The sequence below is a fragment of the Streptomyces sp. NPDC005899 genome (assembly GCF_040629645.1).
Lineage (GTDB): Bacteria > Actinomycetota > Actinomycetes > Streptomycetales > Streptomycetaceae > Streptomyces.
The window spans coordinates 1-18,136 of sequence record NZ_JBEXWB010000099.1 but is presented as its reverse complement, the minus strand read 5'-3'; the positions used below and the strand labels follow the sequence as shown (position 1 = coordinate 18,136).

At 72.7% G+C, this 18,136-nt stretch carries 17 protein-coding genes and 3 tRNA genes; 10 read left to right on the top strand and 10 right to left on the bottom strand.

Going from position 1 to position 18,136, the window contains the following annotated elements; translation table 11 throughout:
• Nucleotides 1–364 precede the first annotated feature (364 nt).
• Entirely contained in the window at nt 365–457 is a 93-nt protein-coding gene (locus ABZ371_RS14360) for a putative leader peptide (protein WP_351527697.1), read from the top strand.
• Between the two features lie 199 nt (nt 458–656).
• Nucleotides 657–2,105 (top strand): sulfatase-like hydrolase/transferase, encoded by a 1,449-nt coding sequence (locus ABZ371_RS14355; RefSeq protein ID WP_358678351.1) that lies wholly within the window; start codon nt 657–659, stop codon nt 2,103–2,105.
• 40 nt (nt 2,106–2,145) lie between these two features.
• On the opposite strand, the gene ABZ371_RS14350 is transcribed toward ABZ371_RS14355, so the two are convergent.
• The 7 genes from ABZ371_RS14350 to purS form a co-directional block, all read right to left on the bottom strand.
• A complete protein-coding gene (locus tag ABZ371_RS14350; protein WP_358678348.1) occupies nt 2,146–3,000 on the bottom strand; it encodes an META domain-containing protein in 855 nt (284 codons plus the stop codon).
• A gap of 39 nt (nt 3,001–3,039) precedes the next feature.
• Entirely contained in the window at nt 3,040–3,837 is a 798-nt protein-coding gene (locus ABZ371_RS14345; protein WP_358678345.1) for a sterol carrier family protein, read from the bottom strand.
• A gap of 163 nt (nt 3,838–4,000) precedes the next feature.
• Nucleotides 4,001–4,825, bottom strand: coding sequence for a M23 family metallopeptidase (locus ABZ371_RS14340; protein ID WP_358678342.1), 825 nt, complete (start codon nt 4,823–4,825; stop codon nt 4,001–4,003).
• 87 nt (nt 4,826–4,912) lie between these two features.
• Entirely contained in the window at nt 4,913–5,437 is a 525-nt protein-coding gene (locus tag ABZ371_RS14335; protein ID WP_358678340.1) for a helix-turn-helix domain-containing protein, read from the bottom strand.
• A 104-nt stretch (nt 5,438–5,541) separates the two neighbouring features.
• Nucleotides 5,542–7,791: a phosphoribosylformylglycinamidine synthase subunit PurL gene (purL, locus tag ABZ371_RS14330; RefSeq protein WP_358678337.1), complete on the bottom strand. Its 2,250-nt coding sequence runs from the start codon at nt 7,789–7,791 to the stop codon at nt 5,542–5,544.
• Nucleotides 7,788–8,468, bottom strand: a complete 681-nt coding sequence (gene purQ / locus ABZ371_RS14325) for a phosphoribosylformylglycinamidine synthase subunit PurQ (RefSeq protein ID WP_358678335.1) — start codon at nt 8,466–8,468, stop codon at nt 7,788–7,790. Before purQ ends, purL begins: the two co-directional genes overlap by 4 nt.
• Nucleotides 8,465–8,734 carry a phosphoribosylformylglycinamidine synthase subunit PurS gene (gene purS / locus ABZ371_RS14320; protein WP_358678332.1) on the bottom strand — a complete coding sequence of 90 codons (270 nt, stop codon included), beginning with the start codon at nt 8,732–8,734 and terminating at the stop codon, nt 8,465–8,467. Before purS ends, purQ begins: the two co-directional genes overlap by 4 nt.
• Nucleotides 8,735–9,100: 366 nt before the next feature.
• Here purS and ABZ371_RS14315 point away from each other — a divergent pair, with 366 nt between their 5' ends.
• From ABZ371_RS14315 to ABZ371_RS14280, 8 genes are all read left to right on the top strand, one after another.
• Nucleotides 9,101–9,436, top strand: coding sequence for an Lsr2 family protein (locus ABZ371_RS14315; protein WP_358678329.1), 336 nt, complete (start codon nt 9,101–9,103; stop codon nt 9,434–9,436).
• A 152-nt stretch (nt 9,437–9,588) separates the two neighbouring features.
• Nucleotides 9,589–9,660: transfer RNA gene (locus ABZ371_RS14310), tRNA-Gly, on the top strand.
• A 79-nt stretch (nt 9,661–9,739) separates the two neighbouring features.
• Nucleotides 9,740–9,812, top strand: a tRNA-Gly gene (locus ABZ371_RS14305).
• A 132-nt stretch (nt 9,813–9,944) separates the two neighbouring features.
• Nucleotides 9,945–10,889: an ABC transporter ATP-binding protein gene (locus ABZ371_RS14300; protein ID WP_358678326.1), complete on the top strand. Its 945-nt coding sequence runs from the start codon at nt 9,945–9,947 to the stop codon at nt 10,887–10,889.
• The gene (locus tag ABZ371_RS14295) at nt 10,886–11,656 is read left to right on the top strand and encodes an ABC transporter permease (protein WP_358678323.1); all 771 of its coding nucleotides are present in this window, start codon (nt 10,886–10,888) and stop codon (nt 11,654–11,656) included. The genes ABZ371_RS14300 and ABZ371_RS14295 overlap by 4 nt, the downstream gene beginning before the upstream one ends.
• A 50-nt stretch (nt 11,657–11,706) precedes the next feature.
• On the top strand, nt 11,707–12,969 hold the full coding sequence (locus tag ABZ371_RS14290) for a histidine kinase (protein ID WP_358678320.1): 1,263 nt from the start codon (nt 11,707–11,709) through the stop codon (nt 12,967–12,969).
• On the top strand, nt 12,966–13,589 hold the full coding sequence (locus tag ABZ371_RS14285; protein WP_358678317.1) for a response regulator transcription factor: 624 nt from the start codon (nt 12,966–12,968) through the stop codon (nt 13,587–13,589). Before ABZ371_RS14290 ends, ABZ371_RS14285 begins: the two co-directional genes overlap by 4 nt.
• Nucleotides 13,590–13,611: 22 nt before the next feature.
• Nucleotides 13,612–13,684 (top strand) — tRNA-Gly (locus tag ABZ371_RS14280).
• Nucleotides 13,685–13,727: 43 nt separating this feature from the next.
• Here ABZ371_RS14280 and ABZ371_RS14275 read toward each other — a convergent pair.
• The 3 genes from ABZ371_RS14275 to ABZ371_RS14265 form a co-directional block, all read right to left on the bottom strand.
• Entirely contained in the window at nt 13,728–14,657 is a 930-nt protein-coding gene (locus tag ABZ371_RS14275) for a phosphoribosylaminoimidazolesuccinocarboxamide synthase (RefSeq protein WP_358678315.1), read from the bottom strand.
• A 94-nt stretch (nt 14,658–14,751) separates the two neighbouring features.
• Nucleotides 14,752–16,215: a N,N-dimethylformamidase beta subunit family domain-containing protein gene (locus tag ABZ371_RS14270; protein WP_358678312.1), complete on the bottom strand. Its 1,464-nt coding sequence runs from the start codon at nt 16,213–16,215 to the stop codon at nt 14,752–14,754.
• A gap of 185 nt (nt 16,216–16,400) precedes the next feature.
• Nucleotides 16,401–17,915: a hypothetical protein gene (locus ABZ371_RS14265; RefSeq protein WP_358678309.1), complete on the bottom strand. Its 1,515-nt coding sequence runs from the start codon at nt 17,913–17,915 to the stop codon at nt 16,401–16,403.
• Nucleotides 17,916–18,136 lie beyond the last annotated feature (221 nt).

Below are 18,136 nucleotides of genomic sequence, written 5' to 3'. Positions count from 1 at the left end.
GGATGCCTTCCCGGGCTCGTACCGGGCTCCCCGGGCCGGCCGCGCCGGCGGTCGGCGGGGCGGGGCCCGGCGGTCGGAGACCGGTGGCCGGGGGACGGCGGCTGAGGGATGGCGGCCGGGGGGTGGCGGCGGCGGGTGATCGGCGGTCAGCGGTCGGGGGGCGGGGCAGGGGATCGGCGGGCGGACACCGGCAGTCGGCGGGCGGGCACCGGCAGTCGGCGGGCGGTGGTCGACTGCCGGACTCCGATGCCGCCGGTCGGCAGCTGGCAGCCGGAGGCCGGAGGCCCGACCGGAGGTGAGACGACCGTCCGCACTTCGAGACCGACGTTGACAGGCCCATGGACCGTTGGCAGGCTCCTCCTCCATGCAGCCCCTCGGCGATCACTCGGTCACGCTGGTGGAGCGCCGCCACGTCGATCTGGGACGTGTCGCGAGCGCCATCTGTCGCTGCGCCTGAACCCGTCGCGCCCTGACCCCTTTCGCCGGGCATCCGCCCCGGGTCGGGCGCGCTCACGGTTCCCGCTCCTCCTTCTTCTCCTTTCCTCCCCTCATGACCGGTGCGCCCGTCCGCGCCCCTCGTCCTGACGGGATCCCTCGCGCCCCTCTCCCTCGCGCCGGTCGTCCGACCGGCGGCCGAGGCCCGCCCAGGAGACCCCATGCCCTCGCAACATTCGAACGGGAGCACACGCTCCGGTTCGCCCCTGAGCCGACGTGCCTTCACCACCGCGGTGGCCACCGGCGCCGCGACCGCCGCCGTCGGGGCCCCGGCAGCCGCCGCGGCGGGGACGGCGTCCGAGGAGGTGGCGAAGGAACGGCCCTTCCGTGCCGCCCGCGGCAGGCACTCACGCCGCCCCAACATCCTGTTCATACTCGGTGACGACCTCGGATGGGCGGACCTTTCCTCCTACGGGGCTCCACACATCCGCACCCCGAACCTGGACAGGCTCGGACGCCAGGGCGTCCGCTTCACGGACGCATACTCCGGGTCCGCCACCTGCTCCCCCACCCGGTTCAGCCTGTACACCGGGCGCTACCCGGGGCGCACCGAGGGCGGGCTCGCCGAGCCCATCGCCGACAGGTCGGTGGGGCTGGACCCCACACACCCGACCCTGGCGTCCCTGCTGCGCGGGGTCGGCTACTCGACAGCCCTGATCGGCAAGTGGCACTGCGGGTACCTGCCGGACCACAGCCCGGTCAAGTCGGGCTGGGACGAGTTCTTCGGCAACTTCGGCGGGGCCCTGGAGTACTACTCCAAGCTCGGCCTGGACGGGGAGTACGACCTGTACGAGGGCGATGCCACGTACAAGGACCTGCGCTACTACACCCGTGTCCTGACGGAGCGCGCGAGCGAGTTCGTGCTGCGCGGACACGACAAGCCGTGGCTGCTCAACCTCAACTTCACCACCCCGCACTGGCCGTGGATCGCCGACGGTGACACCGAGGCGTCCGCCGAGATCGTCCGCCGGATCAAGGCCGGCGACGGACGCGCCCTCTGGCACGCCGACGGCGGCTCGGTCAGGAAGTACACGGAGATGGTCGAGGACCTGGACCGCTCGGTCGGCGAGGTGCTGAAGGCGCTCAAGCGGTCGGGACAGGAGGAGGACACCCTGGTCGTCTTCGCCAGCGACAACGGCGGGGAGCGGTTCTCCTACAACTGGCCGCTGTCCGGCAACAAGAGCTCCCTCCAGGAGGGCGGCATCCGTGTCCCGTCGGTGCTGCGCTGGCCCGCGCGCGTCGACGGCCACCAGGTCAGCGACCTCCCCGTCTTCTCGCCCGACTGGACGGCGACCCTGCTGGAGCTGGGCGGCGCGCGGCCGGACCCGGCCCACCCGCTGGACGGCGTCAGCCTCGCCGGCTACCTGCTGCGGGACGAGGCGCCGAAGGAACGTGACCTCTTCTGGCGGGTGCGCGGTGAGCGTGCGCTGCGGCGCGGTGACTGGAAGTACTACCGGGGGAGGAACGGGGCCGACCAGCTGTTCAACCTGGCCGACGACCAGCGCGAACAGGCCGACCGGGCGGCGGCCGAACCGAAGCGGCTGGCCGAACTGCGCGCGTCGTGGGAGAGGACGAACTCCGGCCTCCTGCCCTATCCGGCCGTTTCCTGACGCACCCCGCCCGCCGTCGGCCGAGGCGAGCCCCGGCCGGTCAGTCCCCGGCCGCCGGGGCGGACGCCACGAGCCCCTTGCCGCTCGCCGCCTCGATCCGCAGCGAGCGGTGGTCGATCTCGTACGACGTCTTCCCCTCCAGTACGGCGGAGAGCGCGCGCTCCAGCTCCATCGCGGGGCCCGGGCACATCTTCCTGGTGGAGGCGAAGGTGCCGAAGGTCAGCGTGGAGCCGGAGACCGCCGCCTCGCCGTGGAAGGAGTTGCACCCGAGGCTCCCTTGCACCGAGCCGTCCTTGCCGAAGGCGAGGTGCGCCTCGTCCTTCGCTCCCTGCGGCAGGGAGGTGGCGACACCGTCCGCGACCAGACCGGTCACCTTCCACGCGGTGCCGGTCAGCGGGGCGGGAGGCTCGGCGGTGAGCGCCACGGAGTCGCCCCGTGCGGACGTCAGGGTCAGCGTCCTCCGGTCGCCGCGGCCCGCCGCGGCGGCCGCGAGCTCACCGCTGAGGACGCGGCCCATGTCCTTCTCGAACCGCTGGACGTCCTTCTCGCACCCCATGTCGGTCGTCGTGACCGGACCGACGGTGATCGTGCCACCGTGCACGGCGGCCTCCGCGGTGAAACGGTTGCAGCCCAGACTGCCTTCGGCCTTCCCCTCGTCGTCGATCTCGACGTGGGCGCCGGCGGGCGCGGTGGTCCTCCTCCCACCGACGGTCAGGGAGGACACCGTCCAGTGGACACCGGTCACCGCCGGCTCCGTCCGGACGGTGCCACTGCCGTCCCCCGGTTCCCCGGAGCCCCCCGACGCCGCTCCGGAGCCCGGCTCCGTGCCGCAGGCGGCGAGGGTGAGGGTGCCGAGGACGGCAAGGACGCTGGCGGCCGTGCGGTGTGTGCGCATGGCCCTGGGACGGACCGAGCAGTCGATCCGGTTCCCCCCTCAGCCCATCAGCGGAAGCAGCGGGCCGAGGTCGGCCCGCTCGCCACTGGCGCTGACCCGCGCCTCCTCGATCGCCTGCGCCCATCGCGTACGGCCGGTGGCCAGGCGGATCCAGGTGAGCGGATCCGTCTCCACGACGTTGGGCGGCGTGCCCCGGGTGTGTCTGGGGCCACCGATGCACTGGACGACGGCGAAGGGCGGGACACGCACCTCGACGGAGCCCCCGGGCGCCTTGTCGGCGAGCGCGTCGGCCAGCAGCCGGGTGCAGGCGGCGAGCGCCTGGCGGTCGTACGGGATGTCCAGGCCGGCCGCCCGGTTCAGGTCGTCGGTGTGGACGACGAGTTCGACGGTGCGGGTGACCAGGAAATCGGCCGACCGCATCGTCCCCGCCCGGGTCGCCACCAGCCGGGCCCCGGCGTCGGCGGGCACCAGCGCCTCGAACCGGGCCGCCGTCTCCTCGTACAGCGCGTCCAGATCCGGCCGGGCCGCCGCCAGCTCCCGGGTGTGGTCGGCGATCCCCGCGGCCTCGCCGGCGGTGGAGAAGGGCCAGTCCAGCAGGGCGAGTTCCGGCTTGGGTCCGGCCGGCTCCGGCAGCTCCATGGCCCGGCCGGCACGCTCCAGCGCCATGGTCATGTGCGCCGCGAGGTCCCGCACGGTCCACTCCCCCAGCGCGGGCAGGGCAAGCTGCTCCCGCGTCAACGTGCGGACGGCACCCCGCACATGGTCGAACTGGGCCAGGACCGCGGCCCGGGTCCGGGTGGCGTCGTAGGTGCGGGGGCGCTTCTTGGCGGGTGGCATGGGGGCGAGCGTAACCGCCGCCTGCGACAGCGGGCCGGCGCGCCGGTTCGCGCGCCCGCCCGCTGTTCCGTCGGCCGTCCGCGGTCCGCCGTCCACCCGTCGCGGTCCGCCGTCCGCGGTCCGCGGTCCGCCGCCCTCCGGCAGGACGGCGCGTTCCCGGCCGTCAGCCGGTGGCGACGGGCTCGTCGGCCGTGAACACCTCGCCACCGGCCGGCACGCCGATGCCCCGCCAGGTGAAGGGGACGCCCCGGGCCACGTCGAAGTCCGGGTGGTCCATCAGCTGGAAGTGCAGGTGCGGCTCGGTGGAGTTGCCGGAGTTCCCGCAGCGGGCGAGCACCTGCCCCTCCCGGACGGTGTCTCCCGCCCGCACCCGGAGGGAGCCGCGCCTCAGGTGCGCGTACGCGGCGTACGTACCGTCGCCGAGGTCGAGCACGAGGTGGTTGCCGACGATGCTGCGGGCACCGGCCATGTCACGCACGGAGGCCTCCGCCAGCATCAGGTAGGCCAGCGCCGGGCCGGAGGTCCGGCTGAGGTGGTCGCGCCGGCCGTCGCTCGCGTGCACGACGGTGGCGTCCGCCACCGCGACGACCGGGGCCCCGAAGCCCGGGAAGTCGCGGTTCGGGCGGGCGACCGGCCACAGCCACCGGAACGGCGGGCGGCCGCCCTCCTCCGGCTCGGCGACGATGTCGATCGCGTAGGTCTGCCCGTAGCCGTGGGTGCCGTGGCTGGGGACCTTGTCGGCCGGGCTGTTGAGAGCGATCCAGCGGCCGGTCACCGGGGGCCCCGTCTCGACGGGGGGTCCGGCGGTCCCGAGTCCCGTACGGCCGCGCCGGTTCACCAGGAGACCGATGGCGACCGCGGCCGCCGCGGGGACGAAGGTCACCCCGTACGGCACCGGCGGCTCGGCCAGGAGGCTGACCGCCACCAGGGCGACGAAGCTCATCCAGCAGCAGCGGTACAAGATCATCGCGGCTTTGCGTACGGACATGGTGTCCCCCTCGGTCTCGGCGTACGGAGCCGGTCGCGGCCTACGCGTCCGGCCTCGGCGTACGCGTCCGGCCCCGGCGCACGGGTCTCAGGGCCGGGCGGCCGTGAGCACCACCAGCAGCGGCACGACCCGGGCACCTGGCACCTCGTAGCGCCCGCGCCCCACCGTCCGGAGCCAGCCCGCGGCCGTGAGCAGACGCAGGTGGTGGTAGATCTGGCCGGTCGTCCCCGTCTCGTCCAGGCCGGCCAGTTCGGCGGCCGTACGGCGGCCGCCGAGGATCTCGTGGAGCAGGCGCAGACGGACCGGGTGGCCGAGCGCGGCCAGCGGCTCAGCGGCCTCGGACCAGTCCGGACGGTCCTCGCCCGAACCCAGCAGACCCGCGGTGAGCGCCCCGTACTGCCACTCGTACCGCTCACCGGGCGGCAGCCGCACCGCGCCTGTGAAAAGCACCCCGCCGTCGGCGGCGGCCTCTCCGACCCTGCCGAGCTGGTCCTTCAGCCCGTCCAGTGCCCAGAAGTCACCGTCGCCCAGCTCGGGTGCCCCTGGCTCGGCGGCCGACTCCAGAGCCGCGATCCGGCGCTCCAGCTCGGCCACACGCTCTTCGAGCTCCATGCCCACCACCTTACGTAATTACGTAACATCGTTCAACAGGGGCGTGCCGCACGCCGAAGCCCCCGCCCGGTCGACCCGGACGGGGGCTTCGGCGCAGGCGGAACCTAGGCGAACAGACCCTTCAGGGTCCCCTCGTGCGCCGTGCGCAGCTCGCTCAGCGGAATGCTGAACTCACCCTGGACCTCGATCTCCTCGCCGTCCACGACACCGATCCGGGTCACGGGCAGACCCCGCGCCCCGCACATGTCGTTGAAGCGGAGCTCCTCGCTGCGGGGCACCGAGACGACCGCGCGTCCCGCCGACTCCGAGAAGAGGAAGGTGAACGCGTCGAGACCGTCCGGCACGACCAGCCGGGCACCCTTCCCGCCCCGCAGGCAGGACTCGGTGACCGCCTGGACCAGGCCGCCGTCGGACAGGTCGTGCGCCGCGTCGATCATGCCGTCGCGCGAGGCCGAGATCAGGATCTCGCCGAGCAGCTTCTCGCGGCCCAGGTCGACCTTGGGCGGCATCCCGCCGAGGTGCTGGTGGATCACCTCGGACCACGCGGAGCCGCCGAACTCCTCCCCCGTGTCACCCAGCAGGTAGAGGAGCTGGCCCTCTTCCGCGAAGGCGACCGGCGTACGGCGGGTGACGTCGTCGATCACGCCGAGGACGGCGACGACCGGCGTCGGGTGGATCGCCGTCTCCCCGGTCTGGTTGTACAGCGAGACGTTGCCGCCGGTGACCGGGGTGCCCAGCTCCAGGCAGCCGTCCGCGAGGCCGCGGGTGGCCTCGGCGAACTGCCACATGACGTCCGGGTCCTCGGGCGAACCGAAGTTCAGGCAGTCCGAGATGGCGAGCGGCTTGGCACCGGAGGCGGCGACGTTGCGGTAGGACTCGGCGAGCGCCAGCTGCGCCCCCGTGTACGGGTCGAGCTTCGCGTACCGGCCGTTGCCGTCGGTCGCCATGGCCACGCCCAGATTCGACTCCTCGTCGATCCGGACCATGCCCGCGTCCTCGGGCATCGCCAGCACGGTGTTGCCCTGCACGAAGCGGTCGTACTGGTCGGTGATCCAGGACTTCGAGGCCTGGTTCGGGGAGGCGACCAGCTTGAGCACCTGCTCGCGCAGCTCGGCGCCGTCCGCCGGGCGGGCCAGCTTCCCGGCGTCGTCCGCCTGCAGCGCGTCCTGCCAGGAGGGGCGGGCGAACGGGCGGTGGTACGTCGGGCCCTCGTGGGCGACGGACCGCGGCGGCACGTCGACGATCTGCTCGCCGTGCCAGAAGATCTCCAGCTGCGAGCCCTCGGTCACCTCACCGATGACGGTGGCGATGACGTCCCACTTCTCGCAGATCTCCAGGAAGCGGTCGACCTTGTCCGGCTCGACGATCGCGCACATGCGCTCCTGCGACTCGCTCATGAGGATCTCCTCGGGCGAGAGGGAGGAGTCGCGCAGCGGCACCGTGTCCAGCTCGACGCGCATCCCGCCGGAGCCGGCGGAGGCCAGCTCGCTCGTGGCGCAGGAGAGCCCGGCACCGCCGAGGTCCTGGATGCCCGCGACGAGCTTCTCCTTGAAGATCTCCAGGGTGCACTCGATGAGGAGCTTCTCCTGGAACGGGTCGCCGACCTGGACGGCGGGGCGCTTGGCCGGGCCGGTCGACTCGAAGGTCTCGGACGCCAGCACGGAGACTCCGCCGATGCCGTCACCACCGGTACGGGCGCCGTACAGGATGACCTTGTTGCCCGGGCCGGACGCCTTGGCGAGGTGGATGTCCTCGTGCCTCATCACGCCGATGCAGCCGGCGTTGACGAGGGGATTGCCCTGGTAGCAGGCGTCGAAGACGACCTCGCCGCCGATGTTCGGCAGACCCAGGCAGTTGCCGTAACCGCCGATGCCCGCGACGACTCCGGGCAGCACGCGCCGGGTGTCGGGGTGGTCCGCCGCACCGAAGCGCAGCGGGTCGACGACCGCGACCGGGCGGGCGCCCATGGCGAGGATGTCGCGCACGATGCCGCCGACGCCGGTGGCCGCGCCCTGGTAGGGCTCGATGTACGACGGGTGGTTGTGCGACTCGACCTTGAAGGTGACCGCGTAGCCCTGGCCGACGTCCACCACGCCCGCGTTCTCGCCGATGCCGACGAGCATCGCGTCGTTGGCGGGGACCTTGTCGCCGAACTGCTTGAGGTGCACCTTGCTGCTCTTGTACGAGCAGTGCTCGGACCACATCACCGAGTACATGGCGAGCTCGGCGCCGGTGGGGCGGCGGCCCAGGATCTCGCGGATCCGGGCGTACTCGTCCTCCTTGAGGCCGAGCTCCTTCCAGGGCTGCTCGGTGTCCGGGGTTTCGGCCGCGTGCTCGACCGTGTCCAGGCTCATGCGTTGACCAGCTTCTTGATGATCGAGGTGAAGAAACCGAGGCCGTCGGTGCCGCCGGTGCCGACGAGCGGCTCCACGGCGTGCTCCGGGTGCGGCATCAGGCCGACGACGTTGCCCGCGGCGTTGGTGATGCCGGCGATGTCACGGAGCGAGCCGTTCGGGTTGCCGTCGAGGTAGCGGAACGCGACGCGCCCCTCGGCCTCGAGCTCGTCGAGCGTGCGCTCGTCGGCGGTGTAGCGGCCGTCCACGTTCTTCAGGGGGACGGAGATCTCCTGGCCCGCGGAGTAGTCCGAGGTCCACGAGGTCTCCGCGTTCTCCACCCGCAGCTTCTGGTCGCGGCAGATGAAGTGGAGGTGGTTGTTGCGCAGCATCGCGCCGGGCAGCAGGTGCGCCTCGGTCAGGATCTGGAAGCCGTTGCAGATCCCGAGGACCGGCATCCCGTCCTTCGCCTGCGCGATGAGCGTCTCCATCACCGGCGAGAACCGCGAGATGGCTCCGGCGCGCAGGTAGTCGCCGTAGGAGAAGCCCCCGGCGAGGACCACCGCGTCGACCTGGTGCAGGTCCTTGTCGCGGTGCCAGAGCGATACGGGCTCGGCCCCGGCGAGCCGGACCGCCCTCAGGGCGTCCCGGTCGTCGAGCGTGCCGGGAAAGGTGACGACGCCGATGCGAGCGGTCACTTCGACTCCTCGGACTTCTCGTCCGTCTCGACCCTCACGGTGAAGTCCTCGATGACGGTGTTGGCGAGGAAGGTCTCCGCCAACTCGTCGATGCGGGCGAGGGCGGCAGCGTCGACCGGCCCCTCGACCTCGAGCTCGAAACGCTTTCCCTGACGTACGTCCGCGATTCCCTCGAAGCCGAGACGGGGCAGCGCGCGCTGCACAGCCTGTCCCTGCGGGTCGAGGATCTCGGGCTTGAGCATGACGTCGACTACGACGCGTGCCACTGGCACTCCCGGTGGTGTGGTGCGGCTGTGTCTCCGAGGGGTTCCCCAGATCCCCGCGGGTCCTCTCAGCGTACCTGGCCGGAAATTCTACGCGGGTAGATATCGGGCGGCCCCGATCACGTCACGATTTCGGCGGCGGCACCGCAGAGGAAAAGCCTTCCAAAAAATCTCATCCCGATTGCACCCGGACACGCGGGCGTAATTGCCCGGGCTTCACGATGCGGCTCCCACCGCTGTACAAATGATTACCGGGGAAAGCATGGATTGCCCTGCGAACGGTCGGCGCCGGTCGATCCGCCTCCTCAGCGGCCGGAAGGCCGGTCGCGACCCCGGACGCGACCGCGCCGTAGGAAAGGACCGATATCCGTGGCTCAGCGTGTAGTGGTTTCGCTCTCCGACGACATCGACGGGGGAGAAGCGGCGGAAACGGTCACCTTCGCCCTGGACGGGAAGTCGTACGAGATCGACCTGAATCCCGCCAATGCAAAGAAACTGCGCAAGGCCCTCGCGCCGTACGTCGCGGCCGGCCGCAGACAGGCCCCCGCGGGCAGGCACGACAGACCTCCGGTGACGTACCACCACACGCCGGTCGCCCCCGACCCCGCGGCCGTGCGCGCCTGGGCCCGCTCGCACCGGATGGAGGTACCGGCCCGCGGCCGGATCCCGAAGAAGGTCTACGAGGCGTTCCACGCCGCCAGTTGAACGGATGTGCCCGGTATGCGCCGTTCCGCCGGCACCTCCGGCGGGGCCGGGCGGACGCCCCGGAGAGCCGACTTGCACAACACCCCCGCAGGTCGGCTAGAGTCTGGAGCACGCCGAAGGGCAAGGCCGAAAAGCCGGGCCCGAAGCAGCGTGCGGGTGTAGTTCAGTAGTAGAACATCCCCCTTCCAGGGGGAAGGCGCAGTGTGCAATTCCTGTCACCCGCTCTGCATCGCCTTACCGGATCACTTCGTGGATCAGGTAGAGTGATGCCCGCTCCACCGGTGAAAGCCGAGTGGCAGCAATGCGGACGTAGCTCAGTTGGTAGAGCGCAACCTTGCCAAGGTTGAGGTCGCCAGTTCGAACCTGGTCGTCCGCTCTTGTTTCGCAAAGGCCCCGGTCGAAATCGACCGGGGCCTTTGCCGTTCTCGCCGCGGCCCATGACGTATGTCATGAGCGGTAGTGACAGGGCGCACTGCCCCCGGCCGTGAACCCGCGGAACGCTGGTGGCATGACCAGCGACGACGACACCCCCGCCGGCGCGGCCATCGAAGCCGACGGCGTCCACCGCCGTTATGCGGGCGGCTTCGAGGCTGTGACCGGGATCTCCTTCTCCGTGGCACGCGGCGAGCTCTTCGCCCTGCTCGGGACCAACGGTGCGGGCAAGACCTCCACCGTCGAACTGCTGGAGGGGCTCGCGGCCCCGGACCGGGGAAGCGTCCGTGTCCTGGGCCGCGACCCGTACCGGGAGCGCGCCGCGGTCCGGCCCCGTGTCGGGGTGATGCTCCAGGAGGGGGGCTTCCCCTCGGACCTCACCGTCACCGAGACCGTCCGGATGTGGGCGGGCTGCACCACCGGGGCGAGGCCCTGCGGCGAAGCGCTGGAGCTGGTGGGCCTGACGCGGCGCGGCAGGGTCCGGGTCGAACAGCTCTCCGGCGGGGAGCGCCGCCGCCTCGATCTGGCGCTGGCCCTGCTGGGGCGACCGGAGGTCCTCTTCCTCGACGAGCCGACGACGGGGCTCGACGCGGAAGGGCGGCGTGACACCTGGCGGCTGGTGCGGGAACTCCGCGAGAGCGGCACCACGGTCCTGCTGACCACACACCACCTGGAAGAGGCCGAGGCGCTCGCCGACCGCCTGGCGATCATGCACCAGGGGCAGATCGTCACCTCGGGCACGATCCGTGACGTGACGGCCGAGCGCCCCGCGCGCATCCGGTTCGAGCTCCCGGAGGGAGTGCCCGCGGCGCGGCTCCCGCTGTCGCTGCGGGCGGCCGCCGACGGCCCGCGCATCGACATCCGCACCCACGCGCTCCAGGAGTCGCTGCACGAACTCCTCCGCTGGGCAAGCGAGTCGGGCGTGGAGCTGCACGGGCTCGACGCCCGTTCCGCCTCGCTGGAGGAGGCGTTCCTCGACATCGCGAAGGCGCACAGGGAGACGGAAAGGACGGCGGCATGACGGGCACCACGGTCACCGGACGGCTGGGCGCACTCGGCCGGGCGGAGCTGACACTCTTCGTACGGAACAGGACGGCGGTCTTCCTCGCCCTCCTGATGCCGGTGCTGCTGATCTTCGTGATGCGGACCACCCTGGAGGAGGTCGGCCTCGGCGGGTCAGGGCTGACCGCGGCCGGGGCGTCCCTGAGCGGTGGCATCGGGATCGTCCTGCTCCAGGTCGTCTACATGAACCTGGTCGCCGCCTATGTGGCCCGCCGGGAGGAACTCGTCCTGAAGCGGCTGCGCACCGGGGAGGTCCCCGACCGCGAGATCCTCACCGCCACGGCGCTTCCGGCGGGGCTGCTGGCACTCCTGCAGTGCGCGCTGATCGTCGCCGGCGGGACACTCGCGTTCGGCCTGACGGCGCCGCGCCGGGCCGACCTGCTGGTCCTGGGCCTGCTCCTGGGCACCGTGCTGATGACGGCACTGGCCGCGGCCACCTCCGCCCTGACCCGCACGGTGCAGACCGCCCAGCTGACCACCCTGCCGCTCTTCCTGATCTCACTGCTGGGCTCGGGACTGTTCGTACCGCTGGACATCCTCCCCGGCCTCGCGGCGTCGCTGTGCGAACTGCTGCCGCTCACCGGGGTGATGACACTGGTGCGGGCCGGCTGGCTGGGAGGCGTCCCCGCCGGGGACGTGCTCGGGGCGGCGCTGACCGCGCTGGCCTGGACGGTCCTCGCGGTGTTTGCTGTGCAGCGGTGGTTCCGGTGGGATCCGCGGCGCTGAGTCCCGCGGGCGCAGGGGGGAAGTGCAGAACCGTGTGGATACGGACGCAGGTGCGCGGATGGCAGCGGCGCGACGGCTTCGCCAAGATCGATCTGTACACGCGCGGCTCCCTGCACTCCCTGGTCTGGGGGATGGTCCTGTGCCAGGCGCTCCTGTCCGTCACCCGCCCGGTCCGGCACTCCGGCGCGCCGGCCGCGCTCATCGCCGCGACGGTCCTGACCGCCGTCGGGCAGGGTCTCTGCTCGGTGCCACTGATCGCCCGGGCCCTCGACCGCTACCTCGGCCGGCAGCCCGTCGACCGGCGGCTGGTCGCCCTCTCGGCCGGTCTGCTGCTCGCGAACGTGGCGGGCCTCGTGGCACTCGGCGGGTACGCCGGCACCGAGGAGTTCCCCGAACTGCGGCTGGCCCTGGGCGCCGTGGTCTGGCCGTTCGTCACGCCGTTCGTCCTGATCGTCCCCCTGTGGGCGGTCAGTGTGTGCCTGACCCTCGTGGCGGCCTGCGTGGGCGGCGGCACCTGGCTGGCCGGGGGCAGCAGTTCGTTCGTGCTCCTGACCTTCCTCGGGGTCGGTTTCAGCGGCGCCCTCCTCTCCGTCACCGTGCGGCTGTCCGCCTGGACCCTCGGGGTGATGCTGAAGCTGCGTGAGGCCAAGGACGTGGAGACCCGGCTGGCGGTCGCCGAGGAGCGGCTGCGGTTCGGCCGGGACATGCACGACGTCCTGGGCCGGAATCTCGCGGTGATCGCGCTCAAGAGCGAATTGGCGGTGGAGCTGGCCCAGCGCGGCAAGCCGGCCGCCGTCGACCAGATGGTCGAGGTCCAGCGCATCGCCCGCGTCTCCCAGCAGGAGGTCCGCGACGTCGTACGCGGCTACCGCGAGGCCGACCTCCGTACGGAACTGGCGGGCGCCCAGGGCGTGCTGCGGGCCGCCGGGATCAGCTGCGCGGTCGAGGGCGGCGACCCGCACGGCACCGGGCGGCTCCCCGCGTCCGTGCAGTCGGCGCTCGGCTGGGTCGTGCGGGAGGCCGCCACCAACGTGCTGCGGCACGGCGACCCGCGGCGGTGCACCATCCGGCTCCGTGCGGCGGAGGACACCGTACGGCTGGTCGTGGAGAACGACGGGGCGCCGCCGGACACGGCGGCCGCACCCGTCGGGGGGTCCGGTCTGCCCGGGCTCCGCGAACGGCTGTCCGCACTGGACGGCCGGCTGGAGGCGGGGCCCGCGGGTGACGGCCTGTTCCGGCTGACGGCCACCGTCCCCCTGCCCTCACCCGCGAACGCCCCGGCCCCCGCCGTGCCCCTGCTGGAGGAACGATGACCACCCCGCCACGGCCCGTCCGCGTCCTGCTGGCCGACGACGAGCACCTGATCCGCGGAGCGCTGGCCGCACTCCTCGCCCTGGAGGACGACATCGTGCTCGTCGCCGAGGCCGCGACCGGCCCGGAGGCGCTCGCGATGGCCCGGGCCCACCGCCCCGACGTGGCGGTCCTGGACCTGGAGATGCCGGGGGCGGACGGTGTGAAGGTCGCCACATCGCTGCGCGCCGAACTGCCCGGCTGCCGGGCCATGATCGTGACGAGCCACGGCAGGCCGGGGCACCTGAAGCGGGCGCTCGCCGCAGGCGTCCGGGCGTTCGTGCCGAAGACGGTCAGCGCCCGCAGACTGGCCGAGATCATCCGGACGGTGCACGCGGGCAACCGCTACGTGGACCCGGAGTTGGCCGCCGACGCGATCTCCGCCGGCGACTCGCCGCTGACCTCCCGGGAGGCCGAGGTGCTGGAACTGGCCGCGGACGGGGCACCCGTCGCGGAGATCGCGGAACGGGCCTCGCTCTCCCAGGGCACCGTCCGCAACTACCTGTCGTCGGCCGTCTCCAAACTGGGGGTCGAGAACCGTCATGCGGCGGTGCGTCTCGCACGGGAGCGGGGTTGGGTATAGTAGGCACCGCGCCACGGCGCATGCGAACGTAGCTCAGCTGGTAGAGCGCAACCTTGCCAAGGTTGAGGTCGCGAGTTCGAACCTCGTCGTTCGCTCCGTACAGAAGGCCCCGGTCCTCGTGACCGGGGCCTTCTGCCGTCACCTCAGTGGCGCGGCCGACCAGCTGATGCCGGTGAGGTGGGCGTAGGCGTCCAGGTACTTGGCCCGGGTCGCGTCCACGATCTCCTGCGGCAGCGCGGGCGGCGGCTGCTCGCCGTGCCGGTCCCAGCCCGAGGCCGCCGACGTCAGCCAGTCCCGCACGAACTGCTTGTCGTACGAGGGCTGGGCCCTGCCGGGCTCCCAGGTGTCCGCGGGCCAGAAGCGCGAGGAGTCCGGGGTCAGCACCTCGTCGGCGATGATCAGCTCCTCACCGCCGTCCTCGGTGGGCGCGAAGCCGAACTCGAACTTCGTGTCGGCGAGGATGATGCCGCGCTCGCGGGCGATGTCACGGGCCCGGCCGTAGACGGCGAGCGTGGTCTGGCGCAGGGCCGCCGCCGTCTCGGGGCCGACCTGGTGGGCCACCTCCTCGTACGACACGTTCTCGTCGTGGTCGCCGACGGCCGCCTTGGTGGCGGGCGTGAAGATCGGTCCCGGCAGTTCGGATCCGTCCACCAGGCCCTCGGGCAGGCCGAGGCCGCAGACCGTGCGGCTCTCCTCGTACTCGGTCAGGCCGGAGCCGGTGAGGTATCCGCGCGCCACGCACTCGACGGGGACCATGCGCAGCGACCGGCAGATCAGTGTCCGGCCGGCCCAGTCGGCGGGGGCCCCGGCGGGGAGCTCCGTGGACAGGACGTGGTTCGGGACGATGTCCGCGAGCTGGTCGAACCACCACAGCGACAGCTGGGTGAGCACCCTGCCCTTGTCCGGGATCTCGGTGGGCAGGACCCAGTCGTACGCGGAGATACGGTCGCTGGCGACCATGACGAGGTCACCCGCCTCGTTCCGGTACAGGTCACGCACCTTGCCGGTGTGCAGGTGGGTGAGCCCCGGCACCTGCACGGGCTCGGGCTTTTCTACGAAACCGGACACGCTGCCTCCGCGTAGGTTGATCCAGGAGTCGCTCCGATTGTCCCGCATGCGACCGGTGCCCGCCGCCGGGGGTCGGCTCGGCCGCCGCCCTCGCTCAGTCGCGCTTGCAGATCCGGTCGAGCAGGTTGGCCGTGGCCCGTTGCACGCGGGGGTCCACATGGCCGGGGCGGTCCAGCGCCGGGGACCAGGCGAACGTGCCCGAGGCGAAGACCAGCGCACCCGACGGAGCCCGGTACAGCGAGGTCTCCTGGTGGCGGGTGGCCCCGTCACCGTCCCGGTAGGGCGAGTGGGCGAGCAGGAGGCGGTTCTCGTGCTCGGGCAGGGACGTGCGGGGGAAGTAGCGGTCGGCCTCCCCGGCGACGAGTCCGTCGATCTCGTCGCCCTCACCGGCGCCGGTGGCCTCCCATAGCCAGTGCCCCGCGTTCCGCACGACCAGCGGGTGGGGCTCGGGGACCCGGCCGGCGTACTGGATGCCGAGAAGCTGCTGCTCGGCGCGGTCGACCTCCCGCCACAGCGCGGGTTTCCCCGGGCCGCGGCGCTTGCGGCAGGTGAGGAGGCGGTCGGGAACGCCCGACGGCGACGGGGAGAGCCCGACCTGCCAGTACATGGTGTTCGCCGACAGGAAGACGAGGGACGTGCCGGTGTCGCGGGCGAGCTCGGCGGTACGGCGCATCGGCACCGACCAGTACTCGTCGTGGCCGGGGAAGACGAGGCCGCGGTAGCGGGTCGGGTCGACCCGACCGGCGTGCAGGTCCCGGGCGTCGGCGTAGGCCAGGTCGTAGCCGTAGCGCTCGGCCCAGCGGATGAAGTCGTAGGCGTGGCCGACGTGCAGGGGCAGGCCCGCGCCCGCGTAGGGGCGGTCGAAGGAGATCGTGACGGCGGCGTCCTCCTCGCCCAGCAGCCGTCCCCGCTCGTCCCAGGCGTGGTAGAGGCTCGCGCCGGTGCGGCCGTCCTCCGGGTAGAGGTTGTAGGCCTGCCACGTGATGTCGGGGAGCAGGAGCAGCAGGTCCGCCGGATGGTCGTCGCGGACGGTGAAGGGGATGTGCGAGCGGTATCCGTCGGCGGTGGTGAGGACGGCGACGTACGCGCCGACCGACCAGTAGCTGGGGATCTGCAGACGCCAGGAGAGCCACCAGTGGTGGCACGAGACCGTGCGCTCGGCGGCGAGCGGCGGGGGCTGGACGATGCCGGAGAGCCGGGGACTGGTGGTGATCTTGGCGGCGCCGTCGCCCGCGTAGTGGCCGATGCGGTAGACGTCGACGGAGAACTGCTGCGGCGGGTCCACGGTGATGTGGAAGTCGATCGCCTCACCCGGCGCCGCGGCGCCGGGTGACACGAAGCCCTTGATCTGCCGGCGGACGTCGTCGGCCGTACGGGTGCCGCCGCCGGCCCCACCGCGGCCGAGGTCGGGGTCGGCGTACCAGGGGACGACCTGGCCCGTGTCGTCGAAGTAGTTCTCGCTACCGCGCAGCCAGGGCAGCGGACCCTGCCCGAACGGATCGCTCACGGCATGCGCGAGGGCACCCGATTCCCATCGCCGGATCTGCTCCGCCCCCATACGGCCGCCCTCCCTCGTCCCCCGGACTTCCCTGCGCGCCGGATGTCGGCGTCGGCCACCAGCACATCACATAACGCGTGCGTTCCGTCACCGTTCGTCGCGAATCGACGCGCACGGAACCGTTTCTTCCGCATTATTGGTGCTGTTTCCCGCATATCTCGCCATCCGAGTGGACGGCCGATCGTTCAGACCAGTCGTACGGGTTTGTCCGCGCGGACACCCAGCGAAGTGAGCCAGCCCCGCAGCGGCTCCGCGTCCCCGTCCTCCACGAGGGAGAGGACGTGGCCGCCCGGATCCGACCGGCGGCCACCGTCCACCAGCAGGGTCGGGCCGTCCAGCCAGTCCAGCCCCGGCGCCGCGCCCGCCGTGTCGACGGCGGCGCAGCAGACCATCGCCACGACGTGGTCGGCGAGCAGCTCGGTGCCCGTACGGGGCGGCTGGAGCGGGAAGACGGGGAGCGGGGCGGAGCCCCAGGCGTCCAGCGGATCCGGGGCGGGAGCAGCCGCGCGGCCGTCGGGCTGCGTGGTGCCAGGTTGTGAGGTGCCTGGCTGTGCGGTGCCCTGCTGTGTGTTTTCGGCGCGGGTGCTGCCTGGCTGTGCGCTACCGGCCCGAGTGCTGTCCGGCAGTGTGCTGGGGGGCGGGGTGCCGCCGCCCCGGGGGCTTTCCGCCCGGCCACCGTCCGGCGCCGTGCTGCCGGGGGGGACGCTGCCCGGCCGGGTGTCGGCGGCCCGGCCGTCAGGGGAACCGGTGGGCGGCCGGAAGGCCGCGTCCGCCTCGTCGCGGGCCATGGCGGCGCCGATCGCGGCCGCAAGCTCCTCACTGCTCGCACCGGGCGCCGTCAGGTGGTCGATGACACGGCCCAGTGTGGGCACGGCGGAGCCGCCGACCGCCGGCACGCCGGCCGCCGCTCCCACGGAGACGCTCGCCGCCACCCCCATGGTGTCCAGCACACGATGGAGGCGGGCAGCCTCCGTACGCCACTTCCGGTCGACGACCTCCTCCGGATACTGCGGCCAGTCGACCGGGGACCAGCCGGGCCCGGCGAGCGCCGGCCCGCCGTGGAAGAGCCGTGCCGCCAGCAGTGAGGCCGCCTCGTCGGCGGCGCCCGGCTCCTCGATGAGATCGCAGGCCGGCCGCTCCCCCAGCCGCGAGGCGAACCCCTCGGCCAGCCGGTCCCGCCGGGAGAGTTCGGTGAGCGCCGAGACGACTCCGGCGTCGAGCCGGGACGGCCAGCGGCCCATCCGCCAGGCAGGGAGCGCCACCCTGGTCAGCAGGCGGTCCCAGCCCGCGTAGGCGAGGCCGACCTGCTCCTGGGCCACGATCCGCAGCGCGTAGTCCACATCCTGTGCACGGCCGGAGGCGGCGGCGGCGACGCAGCGTTCCATCTCGGCCGCGTGCTCGCGGCAGCCACGCAGCAGCAACCGGGCGATCCGCCCCACGAAAGCCGCGGGGATCCGGCGCAACACCGAACCACCCGGGGTGGAGGCGTCCGCGACGGCGGCGTCCAGGCCGCGCACGAACCGCCGGGCGGCGGCTATGTCGGGGTGGGCGGCGGGGCCGGTGCCCGCGACGACCGGGGCGAGCACCGCGCGCAGCTCGGCGACCCGCATCCACCACAGGAACGGGGAGCCGATGACCAGCACGGGTGCCGGGCGCACACGGCGGCTGCGCCGCTCGGCGCCCAGCCCCTCGGCGAGCATCCGCGCGCGCGGCCGGGCGCCGGGTGCGTGCGGTCCTCCAGCCAGCTGTCGCAGTCCGGCGTCAGCGCTACGGCCGAGGGTGCCGGCACGTCGAGCCGGTCGGCCAGGTCCCGGACGAGTCGGTAGAGATCTGGGGCCGCCTCCTCGGTGAGGGGCACGGTGGGGCTGACCGCGGGCCGCGCCCGTGCCACCGCCACGGCCACGCCGGCGGCGAGGGCCAG

Bases quoted from the DNA above. Each gene is read 5' to 3' on its own strand.
- ABZ371_RS14360 (WP_351527697.1), top strand. From the start codon at position 365: ATGCAGCCCCTCGGCGATCACTCGGTCACGCTGGTGGAGCGCCGCCAC.
- ABZ371_RS14355 (WP_358678351.1), top strand. From the start codon at position 657: ATGCCCTCGCAACATTCGAACGGGAGCACACGCTCCGGTTCGCCCCTG.
- ABZ371_RS14350 (WP_358678348.1), bottom strand. From the start codon at position 3,000: ATGCGCACACACCGCACGGCCGCCAGCGTCCTTGCCGTCCTCGGCACC.
- ABZ371_RS14345 (WP_358678345.1), bottom strand. From the start codon at position 3,837: ATGCCACCCGCCAAGAAGCGCCCCCGCACCTACGACGCCACCCGGACC.
- ABZ371_RS14340 (WP_358678342.1), bottom strand. From the start codon at position 4,825: ATGTCCGTACGCAAAGCCGCGATGATCTTGTACCGCTGCTGCTGGATG.
- ABZ371_RS14335 (WP_358678340.1), bottom strand. From the start codon at position 5,437: ATGGAGCTCGAAGAGCGTGTGGCCGAGCTGGAGCGCCGGATCGCGGCT.
- purL (WP_358678337.1), bottom strand. From the start codon at position 7,791: ATGAGCCTGGACACGGTCGAGCACGCGGCCGAAACCCCGGACACCGAG.
- ABZ371_RS14300 (WP_358678326.1), top strand. From the start codon at position 9,945: ATGACCAGCGACGACGACACCCCCGCCGGCGCGGCCATCGAAGCCGAC.
- ABZ371_RS14295 (WP_358678323.1), top strand. From the start codon at position 10,886: ATGACGGGCACCACGGTCACCGGACGGCTGGGCGCACTCGGCCGGGCG.
- ABZ371_RS14285 (WP_358678317.1), top strand. From the start codon at position 12,966: ATGACCACCCCGCCACGGCCCGTCCGCGTCCTGCTGGCCGACGACGAG.
- ABZ371_RS14270 (WP_358678312.1), bottom strand. From the start codon at position 16,215: ATGGGGGCGGAGCAGATCCGGCGATGGGAATCGGGTGCCCTCGCGCAT.
- ABZ371_RS14265 (WP_358678309.1), bottom strand. From the start codon at position 17,915: ATGCTCGCCGAGGGGCTGGGCGCCGAGCGGCGCAGCCGCCGTGTGCGC.